Origin of the sequence: Aquimarina acroporae (assembly GCF_023195925.1) — a bacterium.
Taxonomy (GTDB): domain Bacteria; phylum Bacteroidota; class Bacteroidia; order Flavobacteriales; family Flavobacteriaceae; genus Aquimarina; species Aquimarina acroporae.
Genome location: NZ_JALPRE010000016.1, coordinates 69,894 through 94,862, shown reverse-complemented (window position 1 = coordinate 94,862; position 24,969 = coordinate 69,894). Strand labels below are relative to the sequence as shown.

Below are 24,969 nucleotides of genomic sequence, written 5' to 3'. Positions count from 1 at the left end.
CTGTTTCTGGGGAGATTTCTCCTAATTTTGGTTTTTGTGTATGTTGTCGATGAAATATTTGGTTATGTCTAAAAACCGTCAAAATTGTTGATTGTGAGTAATTTGAATGTTATATTTGAATATTAATTAATAAATTAAGAATATGGGGCTATTTTACACAAAATTTAGATTAACATTTAGAATTGTAATGGATTTTCTAAGTGAATTACCTGGAGCATCTAGTAACGCAATTCACAGGTAAATTAAAAAAGTATTAATTACTCTTTTTTGTGCACACAGAGTAATCAAAATCATCTATTTAGGGTTAAAAAAAACAGCTTAGTTCAACTAAGCTGTTTTTTTATACAATATTTTAAGTTCCTTACTACATGTAAAAAGGAACTTCTACTCTAGTGGTATCCCATCCCATTACCATATGGTATCCTTTATCTACTTTCTTAAAAGCTATAGAGAAAACTTCTAAAGCATCTCCAGAAGCAGCAGGTACTTTAATACGTGCAATATCTTTTCCTTCATCATACGAGTATGCTCCCCAGCTATCTAAATCAGAATTTAAAATAATTGTCCATTCTTTTTCTCCTGGAATAGTATATAAAGAATAAGTTCCTGCTTTCACAGTCTTATCTCCCATCTTGATGTCCTTGAATATTTTAATTTCGGTAGCTTCATCGGCACCAGTTCTCCAAACTTTGTCAAACTTCACTAAATCTCCAAAAATGGTTCTACCTTTTTTTTGCGGTCGGCTGTAAACTACTTTGATTTCTGGTTTAGCATTTCTATCGGCTTTTGCATACGTTATATCCGTTGGACTTTTTTGTAGTCCTGCAAACTTTTGAGCCTGAATGCTTGATAATGTACCCAAAAACATAATTGCAACTAATAAGAGTGATTTTTTCATAATACTAATTTTTATTTCAAATTTAAGTTTCGTAAAGATATAGGGGAACTCAAAAGAGAAATGTTAATCGTGTCTATAAATTCTGTTAAAACTTTGAAGATAACACATTGATAGCATATTCCTTCAATAATAAGTTTTAAGTTTCATATTTTGCTTAAATATGTCTTTTTAGGTTTTAAAATGTAATTAATATTTGTTTTTTTATTTCGTTTTTGTAATTATAGGACCATATTTGATTTCTCAATTAATAGAAAAAGAAAAATATGTGCGGAATTGTTTGTGCTTTTGATTTAAAGCAAGATGCAGAGGTATTAAGACCTCAATTATTGGAGATGTCAAAAAAAATTCGTCATAGAGGACCAGATTGGAGCGGTATTTATTCTGATGCCAAGGCGATATTGGCTCACGAAAGATTAGCTATTGTAGATCCTGTTTCGGGTAAGCAACCTCTTTTTAGTGAAGATAAAAAATTGGTATTAGCGGCTAATGGAGAGATTTATAATCATAGAGAATTGCGTAAGCAATTTGAAGGGAAGTATAATTTTCAGACAGATTCTGATTGTGAAGTTATTCTTGCGCTTTACCAAGAAAAAGGACCAAACTTTCTTGACGAGTTAAATGGGATCTTTGCTTTTGCTTTATATGATGTCGAAAAAGATGTATATTTAATAGCTAGAGATCATATGGGAATTATTCCATTGTATATGGGATGGGATAAAAATGGTACTTTTTATGTGGGATCTGAGTTAAAATCTCTTGAAGGAGTATGTACAAAAATAGAATTGTTTTCTCCAGGTCATTATTTATATAGTAAAGATCAGGAGTTGAAAAAATGGTATGTAAGAGATTGGGCAGATTATGAAGCGGTAAAGGAAAATCAGACCAGTATAGATGAGCTTAGAGATGCGCTTGAAGCAGCAGTGCATAGACAGTTGATGTCTGATGTTCCTTATGGGGTGCTGTTGTCAGGAGGGTTAGATTCTTCTGTTACTTCTGCTATTGCAAAGAAATATGCAGATAAGCGAATAGAATCTGATGATGCAGATGCAGCTTGGTGGCCTAGGCTTCATTCATTTTCTGTTGGATTAGAAGGATCTCCAGATTTGGCAGCGGCACAAAAAGTAGCAGATCATATTGGAACGGTGCACCATGAAATAAAATTTACAATACAAGAAGGGTTAGATGCTATAAAAGATGTTATTTATAACCTTGAAACCTATGATATCACTACAATTAGAGCGTCTACTCCAATGTATTTGATGGCAAGGGTAATTAAGTCAATGGGAGTGAAAATGGTGCTTTCTGGTGAAGGAGCAGATGAAATATTTGGAGGGTATTTATACTTTCACAAAGCTCCAAGTGCACAAGAGTTTCACGATGAAACCGTGCGTAAACTTGATAAATTACATATGTATGACTGTTTGAGAGCTAATAAATCTTTAGCAGCTTGGGGTATCGAAGGTAGAGTTCCTTTTCTCGATAAAGAGTTTATGGATGTTGCGATGAGAATAAACCCTAAAGACAAAATGATTAATGGTGAGCGCATGGAGAAATGGGTGATTCGTAAGGCGTTCGAATCGTATTTACCAGAGAGTGTAGCGTGGAGACAGAAAGAACAGTTTTCTGATGGAGTAGGATATAGCTGGATAGATACGTTAAAAGAAGTTGTGGAGAAAGAGGTGTCTGATGAACAAATGGCTAATGCGCATTTCAGATTTCCAATACAGACTCCGCAAAACAAAGAAGAATTTTATTATAGATCAATATTCGAAAGTCATTTTCCAAGTGATGCAGCTGCGTTAAGTGTGCCACAAGAACCTTCTGTTGCATGTAGTACCAAAATTGCACTAGAATGGGATGAAGCATTCAAGAATATGAATGATCCAAGTGGAAGAGCAGTGGCCAATGTTCACGAGGAGGCTTATGAGTCTTTTGAAGAAGTAATATAATTGAAGAAATCAGTTTATTTATTAGCTGAAGTTGAGTTTAATTGAGATTTTAAAACCCTGAGAAAAAGTTTCTCAGGGTTTTATTGTAGTAGTTTGTATGTACTTTGGTATTTAGCTTCCGCATCTACCGCTATTTAACCATCTAAAGTTGTTCTGCAATTCAAACAAATATCCTTGGTATGTTACCTTGTCTCCTGGAGCATAGCTTCTGCTTCTACTGTAAGGGGATACTCCGTCGCAAATGTCAGCTGGTGGGGGAGTTGTAGTTTCACATTCTCCAATGCGATTCCATCTTGTAAAATCTCTTTCATATAAAGATCCTTGATACGTCACTTTATCTCCAACATTGTATTGTCTTCCGCTTACCCATTCATCTACTCCTTCACAGATATCGGTATTTCCTCCACCGTCGCCACCGCCATCTCCAGTAGGGTAAAGTTGATTTGTTCCAGAAATATCCAACGCAGATAATCTGCTTCTAAACGGAATACGGCTACCATCTTTTTCTAACATAACAGGTTGTCCATTTTTACTAAAGGTAAAACTGCTGTAGATCATTATGGAGGCTACGTCAAAGGCTCCTGGGTTGATCGAGTTGTTACTTTTTCTGAATTGACTAAGCGCACCATCTTGAATATTCTCTGGAAAAATATTGACAAATTGATCTCTATCACTACGATTTTGCTCATGAAGATAACCTAGCGTATGTCCTATCTCATGAATCATAACTCCAGTACCCGTTCTAATACCCATATTAATAGTACCTCGAGTGCCTTGAACTCCCAGGCTGGCAGAAGCACAGTTACAGTCTCTTCCACTGTTTCTAATAGTTACATAATAATTTTCATTGGTTCTTTCTTTGAACCTAATATTGGTTTTGGTCCTCCATTCTTGCATAGAACTTTCGGTAACTTGTCTTTGATTGCTAGTTAAGCTGTTGTCTAATACATAAATAATAGTGTTATTAGGCCATTTTCTTACTCCACCTTCAAGACCTAGTTTGGCATCAACTTCTCCCGGAATAGGTTTTTTGTCAAAATTAATAGACTCATCAGTCAATTGTTCTGAGCTAAATAAGATATCACCATGTCGGTAAATTCCTTTGCCTACATCCTCTACCTCAATAGATTCTCCCAGAAAGAATTTTTCGATTAAATTAGGTGTTTCTCCTGTTTGATCAGGAACTTCATCAAAGCTTTCGTTTGAACATGAAGCAAAAAATAACCCAAGACTAAGTGTGGTAGCTTTTGCTAAATTCATCAGATTTTGTGTTTTCATTTTAAAGTTTTAATTATGAGTTTTCGTGTTTTCGTTACGCGGTGAATAACTCATTGATTAACTTTGTTAGTACAATTGAAGAAGTTAAAAAAGAACTAAAAAATGTTAATTATTCATAAGGCTTGAGAATTCGTAAGAGATTGACTAGTAAGCGTAAAGTGAATAGAAATTTTGAAAAAATAGCGAGTTTGTTTTTAAGCGTTTTTAGAGATTCTTTTTCTGAAAGAAGAAATATTAAAATTATTATAAAACGCGTTTAAGGTCGTTTTTATCGTTTTTAAGAGCTTTTTTTCTTTTCCTGGTATTATTCTTAACTAATTGTTGATAACTCTTTAAATCATCTTAGAGAAAACCCTTTTATCCTTTCGGTGTTTTTTTATCTTTGTTCGTTAACCAAAATTATCATAATAATAAAGCTGGTTTATGAGCGAAGAACAAAAGAAAAATAATTATTCTGCCGATAGTATTCAGGCATTAGAAGGAATGGAGCACGTACGTATGCGTCCATCGATGTATATTGGAGATGTAGGAGTTAGAGGATTACACCATTTGGTGTATGAAGTTGTAGATAATTCTATTGATGAAGCTTTAGCAGGACATTGTGATAGCATAGAAGTTACTATTAATGAAGATAACTCTATTACTACAAAGGATAATGGTCGTGGAATACCTGTAGGGATACATAAAAAAGAAGGTGTTTCGGCTCTTGAGGTGGTAATGACCAAAATTGGTGCTGGAGGTAAATTTGATAAAGATTCTTATAAAGTATCTGGGGGACTTCATGGTGTTGGAGTATCTTGTGTAAATGCATTATCAGATCATTTGCATGCTATTGTGCATAAAGATGGTAAAGTGTGGGAGCAGGAATATGAAAGAGGGAAACCATTATATCCTGTAAAATCAACCGGTGATACAGATTTTAATGGTACTATAGTTACGTTTAGACCAGACCCAACGATCTTTCAACAGACCCTGGAGTATAATTATGATACGCTAGCTAGTCGTATGCGTGAGTTGGCATATCTTAATAAAGGAATAACAATTACCTTGACCGATAAGCGTCATCAAGATGAGGAAGGGAATAATGTTTCTGAGACTTTTCATTCTCAAGAAGGATTAAAAGAATTTGTAAGATTTCTTGATGCTAGCCGTAGTTCGATTATTGGAGATGTAATTTCTATGGAAGGAGAAAAGAATAATATCCCGGTAGAAGTTGCTATGATCTATAATGATTCTTATGCTGAGAACCTTCATTCGTATGTAAATAATATCAACACTCATGAAGGAGGTACACATCTTTCAGGTTTTAGAAGAGGTCTTACATCTACACTAAAGAAATATGCAGATGCTTCAGGAATGCTTGATAAATTGAAATTCGAAATTTCTGGAGATGATTTTAGAGAAGGGCTAACAGCTATCGTTTCGGTAAAAGTTGCAGAGCCTCAATTCGAAGGGCAAACCAAAACTAAGTTAGGTAACCGTGAGGTGACTTCTGCGGTTTCTCAGGCGGTTTCTGAAATGTTAGAGAACTATTTAGAGGAAAATCCTAATGATGCAAAAACCATTGTTCAAAAAGTAATTCTTGCTGCTCAAGCGCGTCACGCTGCCAAAAAAGCACGTGAAATGGTTCAACGTAAAAGTGTAATGAGCATTGGAGGATTGCCTGGTAAACTTTCAGATTGTTCTGAGCAAGATCCAGCATTGTGCGAAGTGTTCCTTGTAGAGGGAGATTCTGCAGGCGGAACTGCAAAACAAGGAAGAGATCGTAACTTTCAAGCGATTTTACCATTACGAGGGAAAATATTGAATGTAGAGAAAGCAATGCACCACAAAGTTTTTGAAAATGAAGAAATCAAAAACATTTTTACAGCTTTGGGAGTGACTATTGGTACTGAAGAAGATAGTAAGGCGCTAAACCTTTCAAAACTACGATACCATAAAATCGTAATTATGTGTGATGCCGATGTAGATGGTAGTCACATTTCAACACTAATTTTAACTTTCTTCTTTAGATATATGAAAGAGCTTATTGAAGCTGGACACATATATATAGCGGCACCGCCTTTATACTTAGTGAAAAAAGGCGCTAAAAAGCAATACGCATGGAATGATGATCAGCGAGATCAAATTGTAAGAGAGTTTGGTGAGAATTCGAAAATACAACGTTATAAGGGTCTTGGAGAGATGAATGCAGAACAGCTTTGGGATACTACCATGAATCCAGAATATAGAACACTGCGACAAGTAAGTATTGATAATCTTACAGAAGCCGATCGAATATTCTCTATGCTTATGGGTGATGAAGTGCCACCAAGACGAGAATTTATAGAGAAAAATGCAGTTTATGCGAATATAGATGCATAAAATTCTTTAAGAATTTATTAAGAATCCGTCATATTTATGGCGGATTCTTTTTTTTACACTAAATTAGCGAACTGTTAACAAAACTCTAACAAGATTAGAAGCCTCATATTACTTATGAATAAGAACTACTTAAGTTTTTTGAAACTGATCGAGAATGTTTATACATATAAAAATTCTCGAAATTCTTTTCTTTCTCAATTAGAGTTGCAATCCCTCAAAAATTTAAATTATTTACAAATGAAACTACATTTATCTAAACTTTCATTACTGGCAGTGTTATTTGTTGCTAGTAATGCAATCTTTGCTCAGCGTAGCGCAGATAAACAAGTGAGCTTTGATGGTAAAATCGAAGAGTTATTTTTTCACGAGTTCTCTGCTGTTCCTATTGTTTTAACAGATAAAACTGTTGCAGGAATTGATGCCGACAAAGGAACTAAGATCTGGGAAGTTAAAGGTGATCGTATTTCTCTTTTAGGAGGAGCGATACAAGCTGATCAGTCTAATTATGAAATGGTTCCGTTTTCTCCTTACATTATTGTTTCTAATCTTTTGGTAGATACTAGAGATGGTAAGGTGATTCTGGATAAAGAAAAGGAAGGATATAAGAATATTAAATCTTTTCAGATAATACCAGAACTAGAATCATTCGTTTTTCAATGTACTACAGAAGAAAAGACACAGAACAAAGCATTTCTAGTTTCTTTAAAATCTAATGCGATTTCGTGGAAAACAGATCTTACGCTTAAAAAACGTGGCAGCATTGATAATGTGATTGTTGATAAAAGTAATAATGTAGCGTTCTCTATAGGATCAAATTTGTTTATCCTTAATGGGCAAGACGGAAGTGTTATTTTAAATGAAGAAGAGAAGATCGGAAAAATCTTCCTTAATCCATCAAAAGATGTAATCTATGCGGTAGAAGCAGCTGGAGGAGGTCTTGGATCAATGATGGGTGCAGCTTTAACAATGAACTTGAGTAAATTAGCTGCATTAGGTGATAAAATTTATGCTTTCAATTCTGCAGACGGAAGTAAGGCATGGAAAAAACCTATGAAGTTAGACGAAGGATTTATGTTTGAGCAAGAAGTAGATGGTAAGTTATTCGTTATGCACGAAAAAGCAGGTAGCTTATACGACTATAAAACAGGTGAAAAACTTTGGAAAAAAGACTTCGAAAAAAGAAGAACCAATGAAGTAGAAAAAGTTGCTGAAGGATATATGGTATACTACGGAGCAAGAAAAATGCTGGTAGATGAAGTAGGTAAGAAGGTTTGGAAAAAACCTCAGTTTAATGGTAATGATTTCTTAGCTGAAGTAGGAGAAGATGATACTTATGACGAATTTAGATATTCAAAAGGAAGTATTATTGCTACTCCATATAGAATTGCATACTACGAAGACGGTTTGAAAAAAGCGGTTTGGAAATTTGGTGTAGACGAAGAAACCAGAATCGCTTATGACGAGAAAGAGAAAAATGTAATTGTTCTTGATGGTAAAAAATTATACCTACTAAATCCAGATAAAGGATGGGGGAAAGATAATAGCCAAAAATTAGAGCTTAAAAAACATAAAGATTTTAATAAACTAGAAGTTAGAGGAGATAACTATTTCTTAAGTAGCTCTTGGGAATTTGCGATCGTAGGTAAAGATGGAAAGGTTAAGAAAACCAAATATTACCCGCAACCTGGTGAAACAGGACGTAAATTGTTAAATGTAGCTTCTGGACTAGTAGGTGCTGCTGGAGCTGCTTATCAGGTAGCAGGAGTTTATAACGCTGGTGTTGGAGCAACATCTGGAGTAGCTGAAACCGTTTCAGGAGTAAGACCTCCGGGAACAGGTGGTTTTAACCAAGCTAAAAAAGGAGCAAACCAATACCAAGCAGGTGCATATGCAGGAATGGCATCTTCTGCTTTGTATAACCCTAACAGATATGATGGTTCTGCAGATACCAAAGACTATGCATTTTACTTTACTAAAGATGATGCCGAAACTAAATACTTAGTGCAAGTGACTAAAGATGGAGGAGAAGAAAAAGATAAGTTTACTTTTGAAGATAATAAGCCAAACTACCACGTAGATGAGGTAGAGAAAAGAGTATTCTATTCAAAAGGAAAGACGCTTAATATTTTTGACTATCAATAGTCTTGAAGTATAGATAAACATATAAAAAGGTGTGTCGCTAGACACACCTTTTTACTTTTGACAATCTTTTGGTTTATATACTACATAAAGCGTTTATGCGTTTTTTTATATATTGCAATGCCTATAAACCCGAATCAATGAAAAAAATTACCTTCTTAGTTATATGTTTTTTTGGCTATGTGTGTCCTGCACAAACCGATATAGATCAAATCCTAGAAATCGGTATCGAAAATGCACAAAGGTTCAGTGAAGATTACTTTGCTCCTGCTGGAGAAGCATTGATTAACAATATGTCTAATGGGTGGTATTCTACTGCAAAAACTAAAAAATTATGGCATTTTGAAGTAGGCTTTGTTGGTAATGTGGCATTTGTAAGAGAAGATAAACAAAGTTTTTTGTTTAGAACACCAGAGTATGAAAACATCACATTGCCCAATGGTACTGCAACGCAATCGGTAGCTACAGCTCTTGGAACCAATCAGGGCGATGTAACCGTAATTATTAATGAAGGTCAGGCTTCAGAATTAGAAGTAATTTTGCCAGATGGGATCGGTACAGCCGAAATAAATTCTGTACCAGGAGGGTTTTTGCAAGGTTCTATGGGATTAATTAAAAGTACAGAAATTAAACTACGTTTTTTACCCAGAATCAAGGCTGTAGAAGATGCCGAAATTCAATTGTATGGTGTGGCTTTTCAACACGAATTTACCGATTGGGCTTATGGTGTAAAGAGATGGCCGGTTAGAATATCTGCTTTGTTAGGCTATACTAATGTTAAGGGGTTTTACGATCTTAATGGAGCGTCTGCGGTTCCCGGTACAGATCAGGAGGTAGAATTAAATTCAAATTCATGGTTACTTACCAGTATTTTTTCTACCAAATTACCCATACTCAATTTCTATGGAGGGTTAGGGTATTATTTTGGTTCAAATAATGCCGATCTTTTGGGAACTTACCAAATCCAAAATGGTCCTTTTGCATCTACAGTGACCGATCCTATAAGCGTAAAAACTAAAACAAGAGGAGTGAAAGCAACTATTGGTGCCAGAGTAAAATTTGGGGTGTTTAACGCGAATTTAGATTATACACTACAGAATTTTAGTAACCTTTCTCTTGGACTGCGTTTTGGGTGGTAATTTACCATTTATTTGTTAACTAATTCATTAAAGAATTCGTATTTTCGCGCTGGCATTAAAATCAATTTAATGCGAGGAATTAATCATTAATTAAAATACATATAAAATAATGAAAGTTACAGTAGTAGGAGCTGGTGCAGTTGGTGCAAGTTGTGCCGAATATATAGCGATCAAAAATTTTGCTTCAGAGGTAGTGTTGTTAGATATCAAAGAGGGGTATGCAGAAGGTAAAGCGATGGACTTAATGCAAACGGCTTCCTTAAATGGTTTTGATACAAAGATTACGGGAACAACTGGAGATTATGCCAAAACTGCAGGGAGTGATATTGCTGTAATTACTTCAGGAATTCCTCGTAAACCGGGAATGACTCGTGAAGAGCTTATCGGTATAAACGCTGGTATAGTTAAAACTGTATCTGCAAGTTTAATCGAGCATTCTCCAAATGCTATTATTATCGTAGTTAGTAATCCTATGGATACGATGACATACTTGGTGCACAAAACTACAGATCTTCCTAAAAACAGAATTATAGGTATGGGTGGTGCTTTAGATAGTGCTCGTTTTAAATATAGATTGGCCGAAGCATTAGAGGCTCCAATTTCTGATGTTGATGGTATGGTAATAGGAGGTCACAGTGATAAAGGAATGGTGCCTTTAACAAGATTGGCTACTAGAAATAGTGTTCCTGTATCAGAATTTATTTCAGAAGAAAGATTAGAGCAAGTTGCTGCAGATACTAAAGTTGGAGGTGCAACTCTAACTAAATTGTTAGGAACATCTGCATGGTATGCTCCTGGTGCGGCAGTATCTGGATTGGTTCAAGCAATTGCTTGTGATCAGAAAAAGATTTTCCCTTGTTCAACATATCTTGAAGGAGAGTATGGTTTAAATGATATTTGTATTGGTGCTCCTGTAGTATTAGGTAGAAATGGAATTGAAAAAGTAGTTGAAATAGCGCTAAGCGATGCTGAAAAAGCTAAATTAACTGAAAGTGCAGAAGGTGTTAAGAAAACTAATGGGCTATTAGAATTATAGTTCTATTTTAACATAAATAATGATAATAATAAAAGCTGCTTTGTTGCAGCTTTTATTTTTTTATATTTGCCACATGAACAAAAAATGGTACTTCGGTATTTTTATAACGATGCTGGCACTACTTGTAGTGGCTCAGCAACAAACCGTTGTGCCTAATCAAGAGATTGTACTTGAATTTACGAATAGAGATATTGCTTCTTCAGAGATTCAATATACTATTGCTACAGTAAAACAAAAGCTACAATCGATAGGTGTGAAGAACACCAAAATTTCTGACGATGTAGAAAATGGTACACTCAAAATTACCTACTACAGCAATGAAGATGTTTCTTTTGTAAAAAGTATACTCTCAGATTCTCAGGTCGCACTTAGTCATATATTGTTTGACCAGGACGAGGACAAGCAAAATACACCAGAAGATCAGGATTCGAAAGAGTTTAGCCTCAATGTATACGAAATTCAGCAAGGTGGTGACGCCGATTCAGATTTTAACGGTACTCTTGTTATAGAAGTAAAACAAGAGCAGAGTGTAAAATCTAATCCAAATGTATATGAGTTTGCTGCTAACTATAGTATCGATAGATTACACGATGTTAATAAGGCTGCTCAAAAGGTAAATAGATATATTGTCTTAGCTATTAACCATGACTCTCATAAAATTCCAGAAGTAAGAGCTGGACCAAATTCTTAAAGGAATAGCTTTTTTAAATATCATATTCCAAAAATTACATCGTTTTTAAGGTGAAGCATATCAAGTGCGTTTCTTGAAATGTTTGATCTTTATCTATGAGATTGTATCATTCATATAATCGAAATACATCAATTTTAATAATCAATAATCATAGTCAAACCAAAGCTGATCTAGTTGTAGGTTTGACCCAAATAAATTCATAATGCAAAACAAAGGACTTGTCAGGTTATTTGCGATTTTATTCGGATTGGTATGTGTGTACCAATTATCGTATACCTACTTGACGTACACAAAAGAAAAAGAGGCTGAAAATTACGCGATTCAGAAATATCCAGAAAGCGTAGGAAACTACTCAAAGTTAAGAGAAGTAGCAGAAGGAGTTTACTTAGACTCTATAGGTAAAGAAGAGATTTTTGCTGGTATCACTTACAATGAAGCTAAAAACAAAGAGCTTAATAAAGGTCTTGACCTTAAAGGAGGAATTAATGTAATTCTTCAAATCTCTGTTAAAGACATTTTGAAAGGACTAGCAAATAATTCTAAAGACCCATCTTTTAATCAAGCCTTGTTAGCTACAGATGAGGTGCAGAAGAATAGTCAGAATACATATATCGAAGATTTCTTTACAGAGTTTGAAAAAATTCCAGATGCAAAATTAGCTTCGCCAGACATTTTTGCAAACAAAAACTTAAGTGATGATATTACTTATGATATGACCAACGATATCGTAAAGCCTGTATTGCGAAGAAAAATAGACGAATCAGTAACGTCTGCTTTTGAAGTATTGCGTAAACGTATCGATAAATTTGGGGTTACCCAACCTAATATTCAACGTTTAGGAGAGTCTGGACGTATTTTGGTAGAATTACCAGGAGCTAAAGATGTTGATCGTGTAAAATCATTATTACAAAGTACTGCTCAATTAGAGTTTTGGGATGTATATAAAGCAGAAGAAGTTTTTTCTTTCTTGTTTTCGGCAAATAACTTGTTAAAAGAAAGATTAGAAAAAACAAAAGAAGATGCAAAAACAGAAGTAGAAGAAGTAAGTGAAGTAGTAGAAGATTCTACACAGGTAGATACTACAAAATCTGATGCTGATGCAGCAATCGAAGATTTATTAGAAGATGCAGACGATTCTACAGATGTCGCAGAGCAAGTAAACCCAATCTTTGACCTAATGGCTGGTCAAGGTGGTCAAGGTGGTCCGGTCATTCTTTCTTTACAAAAGAAGAACGCAGACCAAATGATGGCCTATCTTAACGATCCAGAAGTAAGAGCTTTGCTACCACAAGAATTAAGATATGTGAAATTTGCTCTAGGGAAGCCGGTTAAAGATTCAGATATTTTAGATCTATATGCGATAAAAGGAAATAGAGACAATACACCAGAACTAAGTGGAGGTGTAATTACTGATGCAAGACAGGAATATAACCAACTAGGTAAAGTTACAGTTACCATGCAAATGGATGGTAAAGGAGCGAAGAAATGGGAAGAAATGACTGGTCGTGCTTTTAGTCAAAGAAGTCAAATCGCTATTGTACTAGATGATGTTGTATACTCAGCGCCAGGTGTAACTACTGGAGCTATTAGTGGAGGTAGAAGTGAAATCACCGGTGATTTTACTATAGAAGAAGGACAAGATTTAGCAAACGTTTTAAGAGCAGGTAAGTTACCAGCTTCGGCAGATATTATTCAGAGTGAGGTAGTAGGTCCGTCTTTAGGACAAGAGGCTATCGATAGTGGTATCATGTCTTTTGCTATTGCATTGGTATTGATACTAATATGGATGATATTCTACTATGGTAAGGCTGGTGCTTTTGCCGATGTGGCATTAGTGGTAAACATCTTATTTATTTTTGGAGTATTAGCAGGTCTGAAGGCAGTACTTACACTTCCTGGTATCGCAGGTATTGTATTAACGATCGGTATGTCTGTTGATGCCAATGTGTTAATATTTGAGCGTATTCGAGAAGAATTAGCAAAAGGTAAATCTCAGGTAGATGCGATTAAAGATGGATTTAATAATGCGTTGTCTTCTATTCTAGATGCTAATATTACAACAGGTCTAACAGGTCTTATTTTATTAACCATTGGTACAGGACCAATTAAAGGTTTTGCTACTACATTGTTAATAGGTATTCTTACTTCATTGTTTACTGCAATTTTTGTAACTAGATTGTTTATCGATGGATATGGTAAAAATGGAAAAGAATTAGCCTTCTCTACAGGAGCTACTAAGAATTTATTTAAGAATGTGAATATCAATTTCTTGAAAAAGAGAAAAATAGCTTATGTTATTTCAGGTATAATCATTCTTGCCGGTGTTGGTTCATTGTTTACAAATAGTTTAGACTATGGTGTAGATTTCGTTGGAGGTAGAAATTATACAGTTCGTTTTGCTAAGGATGTTGTACCATCTACTGTAGAAAAAGATTTAGTTGCTGTTTTTGAAAGTGCTCAGGCAAAAACTTTGGGAGCAAATAACCAGTTAAAAATCACTACTAAATATAAAGTAAATGAAACTGGTGAAGCGGTAGATCAAGAAATATCAAATAAGTTATTTGAAGCATTAAAGCCTTATCTAACAGAAGGGTTAACATATGATGAATTTGCAAACGGAGATGAAGATAAGCAAGTAGGGATTATGCGCTCTATGAAGGTTGGTCCTACCATTGCAGACGATATTAAACAAGCTGCTTTCTGGTCGGTATTGGGATCACTTATTGTAGTATTCTTGTATATTTTATTACGATTTAGAAGATGGCAGTTTAGTTTAGGTGCTGTGGCTGCGGTATTCCATGATGTATTAATTGTACTTGGTATATTCTCTTTAACATGGAAATTTATGCCTTTTAACATGGAAATCGATCAGGCATTTATTGCTGCGATATTAACGGTAATAGGTTACTCTCTGAATGATACCGTGGTAGTGTTCGATAGAATACGTGAGTTCTTCCAGGAACATACAGGATGGCCACTTGATAAAAATGTAAACGGAGCTTTAAATAGTACGTTGAGTCGTACATTAAATACCTCTTTAACTACCTTGTTAGTATTGATTGCGATATTTATTTTTGCTGTTCCTCTTAGAGGATTTATGTTCTCATTAATCATAGGGGTGCTAGTAGGTACATATTCATCGTTGTTCATCGCAACACCGATTATGCATGATACTGTTAGCAAAGTAGGTCTTAAAGAAAAGAAGAAGCCAGAAGAAGAATAGTATATTCTATTATATATATTAAAAAGGCTCGTATTGACAAATACGAGCCTTTTTATTTTACCTTATTTCTTCTTGTTTTTATTTATCAACACGAAATCGTTTGCGTTGGGTTTAAGGAGTTTTTATGCGCTATTATTTTATAAATTAGGCAAGATTATCGTTAAAACTTGATGAAATTTTAAATTTTTATTACGGAGTATTTGTTTCGTAGCAACTACAACAACTTTAAATTTTCGTTGATCGCATAAACAATTATTATCAATAAAAAGGGGTATCTCTCCCTTTTTGTTTTACCCCACATATAATAGAGAGAAAAGGGAAACATTCTAGTAGGTTAACTTGTTTTTGGAATAGATAGTGGTAGCTCTTGGTTGCAGAGATTACCTATTATTTATTTTAACACAAGAAATATGAAAAACAACACTTTACTAGTAGTGTTATTATTCTTTTGCACAGGAATAATAGCACAAGAAGTGCATACGTCCTATTTGTGGCATATGCAACAACCCAATTATTGGCCTGAAAAAAGTAAGGCAACCCCAAATCGTTATCAAACCGTATGGGAGTCGTTCAATCTGAAAAACTCCGGAGATTCATGGAATGTCTATGATGACGGGAAAAGTCACCCGCTTAATAATCTTGAAGAAATATTTAGTAAAAATGATAGGGTAAAGGCATATCAGTATGGGCCAAAAAACTCTGTTCAAACACTTTTAGGGCTGCCAAATGGAGGAGCTCAAGTAAATTATTCTGGTTGCTTGATAGAGAATGTAAATAGTCTGGCTAATGCTGGAGCATGGGGATATAGCCAAGGGTGGCAAAATAACTTCATTGAGGCAAAAAACTGGAAAACATCGGGTGGACAACCAAGAATGGATTTAACTGGGTTTACATTTCATCATGCCCTAGCTCCGTTAATTAGTGAACGCGCACTAAGAATGGAATTGCAAACTCACAAATTCATCATGAATCAAACTTTTGGCGGAGAATATTCAAAAGGCTTTTGGCCGGCAGAATGTTCTTTTTCAGAAAGAATAATCAAGGTATTGGTACAAGAAGGTTTTCAGTGGTCGGTGATTGCAAACAGTCATCTGTCAAGGACCTTGAACGATTATCCCTTGGATTATGGTACCTCTGGAGTTAATATTGATCCTCCAAACCAAGCAGATAAAGTACCTACAAATGGTAATAACTGGTGGAAAGGCCAAATAGATGGTAGGGGAGGTACTTTTGCAGCGCCGTATTGTTATCAAGCACACAAAGCGCAATATATAGATCCCGAAACTGGACAAGCATTTAAAATGGATGTGGTGCCAATGGCTGATTTATTGAGTTATCAAAATGGTTTTAGCTCAATGGGAACTACTGATATCGATAATCATATCAAACCATACAGTACAAACAGCCAACCTTCAATTGTTTTGTTGGCGCACGATGGGGATAATGCCTGGGGTGGAGGAGATAGCTATTATCAGGAATCAGTTCCAGGCTTTGCCAATGAAGCTGCATCAAAAGGATATGACCCAACGACTATACAACAATTTCTAAATTCGTATCCTGTTCCAGAAAATGATATTGTAAAAGTAGAAGATGGTTCCTGGGTAAATGCAGCAAACGATTGGGGTCACCCACAATTCATAAATTGGCTTTGGCCACTTTACAATACTTCAGATTACAGGTTTGATCCTAACGGATGGACAGAAGATGCCAGAAACTGGGCAGTGATAACCGCAGCCGAAAATTATGTGATTACAGCCGAAGATAATAGTTCTGGTGTCGATATTGCCAAAATCATAGACCCTTCTCTTGGGGCTTCTAGTGTAGAAAAAGCATGGCACTTTTTCTTACCTTCATTGACCAGTGGATATATGTATTATGGAAAATCAATCGATATGGAGGTAAAACAAACGCTTGCAGGTAATATTGCTATTGATCATGCTATGGATGCCTTGGGAGGTTCTGTCACTACAGATACTACTCCTCCTTCAGTTTTTATTCCGCAACGATTCCCATATAATCCAGGAGGGAAAGGCTTTGGGCCTATTTATGCATACCAAGAAGTACAAAACTCTTCAGACTTTCATATATGGACCTTTGCATATGATGTAAGTGGGTTAGCATCTGTAGTGTTAAAATATAGAACAGATAATGATGGACAAAATCCTATGGCCGATACTTCCAATGAAACCTATGTTGGAGGAGAAGGAGTGAGTTCATGGACCACAATTTCAATGGATCAAAAACAGTTTCCTAAGGGCAATATTACTCAAGATCCGGAAATAGACTTTTTTATAGAGCCTACTTCAATTGCAGATTTATGTTATGCTGAAATACGAGGGTTGTCAAATGTATTAGTTGATTACTATGTAGAAGCTACAGACACAAAAGGGAATGTGTTTAAAACACCAATTCAACATGTTTATGTAGGAGATTTTAATAGTAGTGATGAAGTTACTGTTGAGGTTTCTCCAGATTCTGGAAATTATGATGATGAGATAGAAATAGTCCTTGATGCATCTACTACAGCAGACAATGCTTCAGTATCTATATATTACACATTAGATGGTACAGATCCAACAAATAATAGTCAAGTATATTCGAATCCGTTCACTATTGGTGGTCCCACGAGTGATTCCGTAGTTTTAAAAGTGATCGCATATGATTCTGAGGGGAATATTTCTGAGGTTGTTACCAATTCTTATTCTTTTGGAGACTTGCCAGAATATAACGTGTATTTCAAAAATACATCAAACTGGAATACAGTGTATGTATATGCTTTTGATAAAAATAATAATAGTGCGCTGCCTGGTTGGTCCTGGCCTGGGAGAGTAATGACTCAGCAGCAAGCTTCTCCATGGTATCTTTATACTATTGCAGAATCTGTAGAAGTAGGTTTGGTATTTACAAACGGTTCTGGAGAACAATCTGATGATCAATTTAGAAATAGTGATGGTTGGTTTGTACTTTCAGAAAATCTATGGTACGATAACTGCCCTTCAGATTGTCCTGGGCAACTTCCAGAACCTGTACTTTCTGTAAATCCAAATGGAGGAACCTATGATGGAACTATAGTTGTTAGTTTGGAAGCTACCAATAATGGAGTTATCTATTACACCTTAGATGGTTCAGAACCCAATCAATCAAGTGAGGAGTATCAGAGTGAAATATTAATAACAGAAGATACGACTTTAAGAGCTGTGGCCTATAATGTAACTGGAGTGTCTAATAGTATCAGCGAAAATTATGTAATCAACGAATTAGAATCGTATACATTGTATTATAGAAATACTTCAAATTGGAATGATGTATATGTATATCTATTCAATAGAAATACTAATCAGCCACTACCAGGGTGGTCTTGGCCGGGAAGAACAATGTCAAGAGAACAAGCATCCCAATGGTATAGCTATGAAGTCACAGAAACTTCGGCAATAGGTATTGTGTTTACAAGTGGTAATGGTTCTCAGTCTGATGATTTAAGTAGAGATAGAACAGGGTGGTTTGATCCTACGACCAATCAGTGGTATGATACCTGCCCTACCGCTTGTCCTGGCGATACTCCTTCAGGTAATTTGATTATCAGATACAATAACAACAGTACAAATTGGGGTCAAGTATCTCTTTATTATTGGAATACTTCTCCTGCTGTATTAACAACCGTATGGCCAGGGGTACAAATGACCGATGATGATGGTGATGGTTGGTATGAGTATGTTTTGGAAGGAGTGAATTGTGCCAATGTTATTTTTAGTAATAATGGAAGTCAACAAACTGAAGACTTGGATATTTGTGAAGAAGGTTGGTACGATAATGGTTGGGTAAGTAACCCAGAGAGTACCAGGCTGCTTAAAGATATATCAGATTTGGGTATTTCCAGACCTTATCCCAATCCTTTTAATGCTGCAATCAACTTTAATATTTCGTCGGGTTTAAAAGCAATAAATGTATCGATTAGGGATATTAAAGGGACGCTTCTGTTTAATGAAATAATGACTATAAAAACTGGCAAAGTTTCAATTCCACTAGATGTGGCTAAAGGAGTGTATTTTCTGAAAATTGGAACTTCAGAAATAAATAGTGTCTTTAAAATAGTTAAGTAAAAATAATCCCTCTGAATCACTATGGTTCAGGGGGATTGATATTAATTTTTCTGAAAAGAAATAGAGTCTCCTTTCTGTAAGTTCCAGGTATCAGTTAATTTGGCATTAACTTCTAATACATATTGTGCAGGTCCTTCTGATGGAAGAGATGTTTCATCAAGTGGCTGCGCGTTTTTTTGTATGCTTACTACTTTGTATTTTGAGTCGATAAATATAATATCTAGGGGGAACTCTGTGTTTTTCATATAGAAAGAATGCGGTGATTCATCGGGAAACATAAATAACATCCCTCTATCGTTTTGCATCGATTTACGGTACATTAACCCTGTTTGTATTTGATACTCGTCATCTGCTATTTCAATGTTTAACTTAGTAATAGGCTCAAAAATAGAATCTTTAAGATGATATAGTGTAAGTTCTCCTTCTTTGGTGAAAGTTACTTCTTTTACTAGATTTTTAGTTTCTTTTTTATCTGATTTGCAAGAAAATAAGTGTAGGGCTAGGCATACAATAATTGCAATATAAATGGGTTTTTTCATGAGTCTAATTTTACAGGATTAAAAGTATATAAAAAAGTTACAGTACAAAAGTTTATCGCCTGGTTTAAAAAGAGGTTACACTTATTTAGGTATCATATGAAGTTCGATATTGGGTCGTAGTTTATTTGAAGAAATAAATTCTAAATACAAAGGATCTTTTTCTATCATTTTGAGAAGTCTTTTTTTGATCTTGAATTTCTTCTTTCTAGCATAGAGTTCAGAGTACCCCATGATATATGCGATTTCTTTCATTGAACTACCTTCAAAATATAGATGAAGTACCTTTTGGCTATCAGGATGAAGTTTATGGAAGTATTTTTTGTATAATATATCTTTTTCAATAGCTCCAATATCTTCTATTATGGTATTTTCTTCTTTATGATTTTGAAGTAGTTTTTCGTTTAAGATTAGCTTCTTATTTTTTCTAAGTTTGTTTAACCATAACTTTTTGCAAACTCCATAGAAATATGATTGCATAGAGCCTGTAATTTCTAAACTATTTTCCCTGGCCTTCTTGAAAATCACCACTAGTGCATCTTGAAATATATCGTACGCATCTTCTTTATTTCCTGAATTCTGTAAAATATGTTGGGTTACTGTTGGGAGATTATTTTTGTAAAATTCTTTTATAGCTCTATTGTCACCCTTTAGTATATCGAGTACGATATCTTGATTAGTCTTAGCTGTCATAGTTAGTTAGTGATTTCTGTGAGTTAGCAATCAAAGTGCTTGTCAAAAGAAGATAAACAGCTCTGATTATTTAGGTATGGTTAAGGTATAGACCGTGATAAGAAATGACAATGCATATTGAGTAGATATACCCTTTGAATGAGTAAAGGGTATATCTATTCTAGTTTGAGGGAGTGTTTTGCTAAAACTGTTTTAATTTCGGTATTTAGTCGTTTTTCCAGTCAATTTTTCTGGAAGCCATCATGATGGTTCCCAAAATGATGAATAAACCAATGCTTCCTACTAAAAGTGCATAGTTTTCTAATTGAATGATTACAAAAATAAATGCGTAAAGCCCGGTTAATGAAAGCCCAATAAAAGTCATAAATTTTAAACTTCGCAAAATGGCTTTAGAATACATAGAAATAAGTAATACCACGGCAATACCTGCTACTAAATAAGCATATAAAAAACTAGAGTGTTCAGAAATTGAAAGGAGTAAGGTATAGAACATGGTAAGCGCTAACCCAATCATAAGATATTGAAAGGGGTGAATATTGATTTTACTTATGGTTTGTATCAAAAAGAACACAAGAAATGTAAGTGCTATAACCAGGTATCCATATTTTGCGGCACGTTCACTTTTTTGATATTCATCTACTGGAATCAATAGTTTTACACCAAAGGCCGAAGAGTTGATTTCAGGAAGCTGTCCAAAAAAATCTTGTTCAAATTCTCTGTTAATTTGTAGCACCTTCCATTGAGCTTTAAAACCATCTTTTGTGATTTCTTTAGTCTTGGTATCAGGAAGATAGTTGCCATTAAAACTTGGAGAAGCCCAATTTGAAGTCATAGAAACATTGGTTTCTCTTCCAACAGGAATAAACCTTAACTGTTCACTGCCCTTGATAATAAGATCCATAGTAAAGGTAATAGAGTTTTCCCGAGGCAAGGAAGTGTTCTTTATAAATTGCGTTTCCAGTGTATTGGTATAGGAGTTTTGACTGTATCTCGATCGTAATGGGTAGGCGTCTGAACCAACGTGTAATTCTAGATTGCTTTTAATCCCTTTTAAGTTTGTTGAGTTAACGATTATGGTGGCTTTGTTCCATAAAATATCCTTTTGATCAATATCTTGTTGCTCAAAATCTGGAACTGTAAAAGACCCTTTTATTTTCATATCTGCCGTATAGACTACAGATTCATAAATGCTTCTTCCAAGATTTTCAGATTCTACATTACTGTCTATGTCTAAAGTATTCGGAAAGAAGAAAGCATCATGTACAGTGATAATATCTTCTTCTATATATGCTTTGGTCTTGTCGTCCCAGCTTTTTTTGAGATGGTGGCTTTGATATGGGATTTTCAATACTGGACCATATAGAAGTACCTCATTCCCCCATTTCTGATTAATTTCTTTAACTACTTCTTCTTGTCGGAAAGATCGCTCTCTAATTAAGTTTTTAATGTATGATAAAGGAATGAGTAAAACTAAGATGAGTATACCTACCATTAGCATGCGTATGGTAATTGAAGTTTTGATCCATTGTCCGAATGACTTTTTTTGTTTTTGGGTTTCCATAGATATAAAATTTATAGTTTATTAATATTTTGGAGATTACTGCTGTCGATTTTTGTTATACTGCTGTATAAAGTGATACATGATCATCAAGAAACCACCAAATCCGATGGTGAATGACCAAGTGTTTATATGCTCAATGGGAAAAATGAATCTTTTCAAAATATCTGAAAGAATACCTAAGGGATTTTGAATAATATCCCAACTATTCCATCGTAAGATTCTACCAAGATAAATCCCAAATCCGCATAAAAGTAGTGTAACGTGTATGATGATATTGGTAGCTTTTTTGGATACGCGTTCTCTTAATAGTTCTTGCATCATTTGTAGAGATGTAAAGCCAATGATTGCCCCATTTACAGCAAACGATAAGATGAGTAGAACATCAAACCAAACCGATTGTAATGTGCTTATTCTTATATGTTGCAGGTCTGTCAAAATGTAGGGGGAGTTGGGTAAAAACACTAGCCATATGATAAAACCCAACCAAAAGAAGATGTTTTTGATTTTTCTAATACTTAATAAAAAAGTGATTCCATAAGGGATACAGGCCAGAAATAAATTCCAGACGAGAAATAAGAAAAAGACAGAATCTGTTTTTATAATTCTTATAAGAAGAAGTATTAGACTAAAACCAACTGATATTATAAACCCTTTTATAAAGGGTAGTTGCTTATAAATGAGATTCATGATGCTATTATGTTTTTTAAAGGATTTAGCTCTACGAGTAAGATGTATCCAATCGTTATCGGGATATTGAGTAAAAAGAGGGATATTGTGAGTAGGTTCTCCCGGTAATGATGATAATTGATAATGGAGTTGGCAAGCAAACCAACTAGGGTAATACTGTTGAACACAAATGCTATGAGCACATAAAGAATACCAATTTTTACAATATATCCCGATTGAGAAATAAGAAAAAACAGTAAGAGTAGGGTGCCAGACAAAAAGCTTATTGAAGCTGTGAGTAAAGCATTCTTGTTGATTTTTTGTGATATCTTCATTTTGTTATTTTTAAAGTACTTTGAAATTCAAAGTAAAATGATAAAAAAAATTATTTTTGTTTTAGTAGTTTTTCAATTGCATCTACGTGTTTTTTAAAAGCTTCACGCCCTTTTTTTGTCGCAATGTATTTGGTATTGGGTTTACGGCCTATGAATGATTTTTCTACAACGATATATTCTTCCTTCTCTAATGCTTTGGTATGACTAGCTAGGTTACCATCGGTGGCTCCTAATAATTCTTTTAAAATTTTAAAGTCTGCAGATTCATTCACCATTAAAATCGACATGATTCCTAGCCGTATTCGGTGGTCAAAAGCTTTATTTATATTACCTATAATGTTTTTCATTAGCATTTTGGACTATTAAATTCGTGAAATTAATTTACCTATCGTGTGTAAAGTAAATCAAGCTTCCGTAGATAATATGCATTACTCCAAATCCCATCACCCAGAACCAAAAACCATACCCTGGAAATATAGCACAAATCAAACCTAAAACAATTTCTATATAGCCCAAATATTTTACGTTACCAATGGTGTATTTCGAAGCATTAACAAGAGCCAAGCCATAAAAAATAAGCATTAAAGATCCTGTGAGACCGTAATGATTGCTGTATATTTTTATAAGAATGTAAATGCCTCCAGTAATTAAGGGTATAAGAAAGGCAGTTAATAGTCTGCGTGAAGTACCATTCCAAAGCGTTTCATTGTTCTTTTTTGCTTTACGGGTGCTCAAAAATATTACTGTAATTATACTTAAAAATGCCACTGCTGCTAAGTCAAGCAGGATGTAACTAAATATTTTACCATCGAGAATAAGATAATCTCTACCGCTTATACTTACCAAATAATAAGCTACTGCAGCTCCGATTAAGGCATAGACTCCTGCCATAATACCCGATAACCCGCTTAATGAGAAAAAACGTGATGATTTGTTCATCATATCTTTAATCTCTGTAATGTCTTTTAAGTAATCTTCTGTGCTCATTTTAAAAGTACTTTGAAAAACAAAGTAAAAACAATTTCTTGAATTGAACAAATTAATTTTTGTATTTGGTATTTAGAAAGTTTTATTTTTGAAGTATGAACCCTGCCGAAGCCTATATTTTAGATCAGCCTGAACCTTTTAAGTCTATTTTACTTCATCTTCAGGTTCTTATAGAAACCACAGTTCCCACAGTAGAGCTTATGTACAAATACAAAATACCCTTTTATTATATTGAAGGTAGACCGTTTTGTTATCTTAATCACACCAAAGGATATGTAGATGTAGGTTTTTGGAATGCAGGTCACTTAACTAAACATCTGGAACATATGACTACAGCTGGGCGCAAGGTGATGAAATCATTACGATATACCAGTGTTGAAGATATTGATAGCACTATTTTAATAGATGTTTTAAAAGACGCATATGAGGTAAAGCACAAGAAGTTTTACTGAAAATTACGCTATACAATCGGTTGATTCTATAGCGTAATTATGTATTTTAATTTTTTGAAGGAGACAAGAATTTGTAGACAATGCCTGCAAGAATTGCACCTATTATTGGAGCAACCCAAAACAACCATAATTGCCCTAAGGCCCAATCACCAGCAAAGATTGCTTGACCGGTACTTCTAGCAGGGTTTACGGAGGTGTTTGTTACAGGAATACTTATGAGGTGAATAAGAGTAAGACCTAGTCCAATAGCGATACCTGCAAATTTGGAATTCGCTTTAGAATCAGTAGCGCCCAAAATGATTATTAAAAACATAAAAGTCATAACTACCTCTGTGACCAAAGCAGATAGCATGGTATAACCTCCAGGAGAATGTTCATCATATCCGTTGGCGGCAAATCCTCCTACTTCGAAGCCCGCTTTACCGGTAGCGATAACATATAAAACCCCTGCACCGGCAATAGCTCCCAAAACTTGTGCAATAATATAGGGTATGAGATCTTTTTTGTCAAATCGTCCTCCTATGAGAAGACCTATAGATACCGCAGGATTCAAATGGCAACCTGAAATATGTCCTATGGCATAAGCCATGGTAAGTACAGTTAGACCAAAAGCGATAGATACTCCAACGAAGCCAATTCCTAATTCGGGGAAAGCAGCTGCTAATACAGCACTACCGCATCCTCCTAGTACCAACCAAAATGTGCCAATAAACTCGGCAATAAGTTTTTTCATAATCGTGATGTTTAAGTTATTATTAATTAGGTATTAGTGATAATCCTAACGAAAATTTCACAATCAGGGGAGTAGAATACAAGGTAAGTTACTAAAAAAGCAAATTTCAAAAGACGAGGTTTTTGAAATTTGCTTTAGAATTCGATATAACGTAGTTTTCTTCGATTACTGGGATGTTATGCATCCGTA

At 34.9% G+C, this 24,969-nt stretch carries 19 protein-coding genes; 9 read left to right on the top strand and 10 right to left on the bottom strand.

Annotated elements, in window-relative coordinates; all coding sequences use genetic code 11:
- Positions 1 to 364: 364 nt before the first annotated feature.
- Complete coding sequence (locus M0D21_RS20180) at positions 365 to 898, bottom strand: DUF2911 domain-containing protein (protein WP_248332863.1); 534 nt, start codon at positions 896 to 898, stop codon at positions 365 to 367.
- Between the two features lie 263 nt (positions 899 to 1,161).
- Here M0D21_RS20180 and asnB point away from each other — a divergent pair, with 263 nt between their 5' ends.
- On the top strand, positions 1,162 to 2,847 hold the full coding sequence (asnB, locus tag M0D21_RS20175; protein ID WP_248332861.1) for an asparagine synthase B: 1,686 nt from the start codon (positions 1,162 to 1,164) through the stop codon (positions 2,845 to 2,847).
- 111 nt (positions 2,848 to 2,958) lie between these two features.
- Here the strand turns inward: asnB and M0D21_RS20170 are convergent, their stop codons facing one another.
- The gene (locus M0D21_RS20170) at positions 2,959 to 4,125 is read right to left on the bottom strand and encodes a M12 family metallopeptidase (RefSeq protein WP_248332859.1); all 1,167 of its coding nucleotides are present in this window, start codon (positions 4,123 to 4,125) and stop codon (positions 2,959 to 2,961) included.
- Positions 4,126 to 4,548: 423 nt separating this feature from the next.
- Between M0D21_RS20170 and gyrB the strand changes: the two genes are divergently transcribed.
- The 7 genes from gyrB to M0D21_RS20135 all read left to right on the top strand — a co-directional run bounded on the left by gyrB (position 4,549) and on the right by M0D21_RS20135 (position 18,817).
- Complete coding sequence (gyrB, locus tag M0D21_RS20165; protein ID WP_248332857.1) at positions 4,549 to 6,489, top strand: DNA topoisomerase (ATP-hydrolyzing) subunit B; 1,941 nt, start codon at positions 4,549 to 4,551, stop codon at positions 6,487 to 6,489.
- A gap of 237 nt (positions 6,490 to 6,726) precedes the next feature.
- A complete protein-coding gene (locus M0D21_RS20160; RefSeq protein ID WP_248332855.1) occupies positions 6,727 to 8,631 on the top strand; it encodes an outer membrane protein assembly factor BamB family protein in 1,905 nt (634 codons plus the stop codon).
- A gap of 137 nt (positions 8,632 to 8,768) precedes the next feature.
- A complete protein-coding gene (locus tag M0D21_RS20155) occupies positions 8,769 to 9,767 on the top strand; it encodes a DUF6588 family protein (protein WP_248332853.1) in 999 nt (332 codons plus the stop codon).
- Positions 9,768 to 9,876: 109 nt separating this feature from the next.
- Positions 9,877 to 10,803 carry a malate dehydrogenase gene (mdh, locus tag M0D21_RS20150; protein ID WP_248332851.1) on the top strand — a complete coding sequence of 309 codons (927 nt, stop codon included), beginning with the start codon at positions 9,877 to 9,879 and terminating at the stop codon, positions 10,801 to 10,803.
- A gap of 73 nt (positions 10,804 to 10,876) precedes the next feature.
- Positions 10,877 to 11,494, top strand: coding sequence for a hypothetical protein (locus M0D21_RS20145; protein WP_248332849.1), 618 nt, complete (start codon positions 10,877 to 10,879; stop codon positions 11,492 to 11,494).
- Between the two features lie 202 nt (positions 11,495 to 11,696).
- Positions 11,697 to 14,717 (top strand): protein translocase subunit SecDF, encoded by a 3,021-nt coding sequence (gene secDF, locus M0D21_RS20140; RefSeq protein WP_248332847.1) that lies wholly within the window; start codon positions 11,697 to 11,699, stop codon positions 14,715 to 14,717.
- A gap of 410 nt (positions 14,718 to 15,127) precedes the next feature.
- Positions 15,128 to 18,817, top strand: coding sequence for a starch-binding protein (locus M0D21_RS20135; protein WP_248332845.1), 3,690 nt, complete (start codon positions 15,128 to 15,130; stop codon positions 18,815 to 18,817).
- 41 nt (positions 18,818 to 18,858) lie between these two features.
- Here the strand turns inward: M0D21_RS20135 and M0D21_RS20130 are convergent, their stop codons facing one another.
- The 7 genes from M0D21_RS20130 to M0D21_RS20100 all read right to left on the bottom strand — a co-directional run bounded on the left by M0D21_RS20130 (position 18,859) and on the right by M0D21_RS20100 (position 23,595).
- A complete protein-coding gene (locus tag M0D21_RS20130) occupies positions 18,859 to 19,356 on the bottom strand; it encodes a DUF192 domain-containing protein (RefSeq protein ID WP_248332843.1) in 498 nt (165 codons plus the stop codon).
- A gap of 81 nt (positions 19,357 to 19,437) precedes the next feature.
- The gene (locus M0D21_RS20125) at positions 19,438 to 20,046 is read right to left on the bottom strand and encodes an RNA polymerase sigma factor (protein WP_248332841.1); all 609 of its coding nucleotides are present in this window, start codon (positions 20,044 to 20,046) and stop codon (positions 19,438 to 19,440) included.
- A 205-nt stretch (positions 20,047 to 20,251) separates the two neighbouring features.
- Positions 20,252 to 21,607, bottom strand: a complete 1,356-nt coding sequence (gene creD, locus M0D21_RS20120; protein ID WP_248332840.1) for a cell envelope integrity protein CreD — start codon at positions 21,605 to 21,607, stop codon at positions 20,252 to 20,254.
- Between the two features lie 36 nt (positions 21,608 to 21,643).
- Complete coding sequence (locus M0D21_RS20115) at positions 21,644 to 22,294, bottom strand: DUF1361 domain-containing protein (RefSeq protein ID WP_248332837.1); 651 nt, start codon at positions 22,292 to 22,294, stop codon at positions 21,644 to 21,646.
- On the bottom strand, positions 22,291 to 22,608 hold the full coding sequence (locus M0D21_RS20110; RefSeq protein ID WP_248332835.1) for a hypothetical protein: 318 nt from the start codon (positions 22,606 to 22,608) through the stop codon (positions 22,291 to 22,293). Before M0D21_RS20110 ends, M0D21_RS20115 begins: the two co-directional genes overlap by 4 nt.
- Before the next feature lie 50 nt (positions 22,609 to 22,658).
- Positions 22,659 to 22,955 carry a winged helix-turn-helix domain-containing protein gene (locus tag M0D21_RS20105; protein WP_248332833.1) on the bottom strand — a complete coding sequence of 99 codons (297 nt, stop codon included), beginning with the start codon at positions 22,953 to 22,955 and terminating at the stop codon, positions 22,659 to 22,661.
- 34 nt (positions 22,956 to 22,989) lie between these two features.
- Entirely contained in the window at positions 22,990 to 23,595 is a 606-nt protein-coding gene (locus tag M0D21_RS20100; RefSeq protein ID WP_248332832.1) for a hypothetical protein, read from the bottom strand.
- Positions 23,596 to 23,690: 95 nt separating this feature from the next.
- On the opposite strand from M0D21_RS20100, the gene M0D21_RS20095 reads away from it, so the two are divergent.
- On the top strand, positions 23,691 to 24,047 hold the full coding sequence (locus M0D21_RS20095; protein ID WP_248332831.1) for a DUF1801 domain-containing protein: 357 nt from the start codon (positions 23,691 to 23,693) through the stop codon (positions 24,045 to 24,047).
- A gap of 46 nt (positions 24,048 to 24,093) precedes the next feature.
- On the opposite strand, the gene aqpZ is transcribed toward M0D21_RS20095, so the two are convergent.
- Entirely contained in the window at positions 24,094 to 24,780 is a 687-nt protein-coding gene (gene aqpZ / locus M0D21_RS20090) for an aquaporin Z (protein WP_248332830.1), read from the bottom strand.
- Positions 24,781 to 24,969 lie beyond the last annotated feature (189 nt).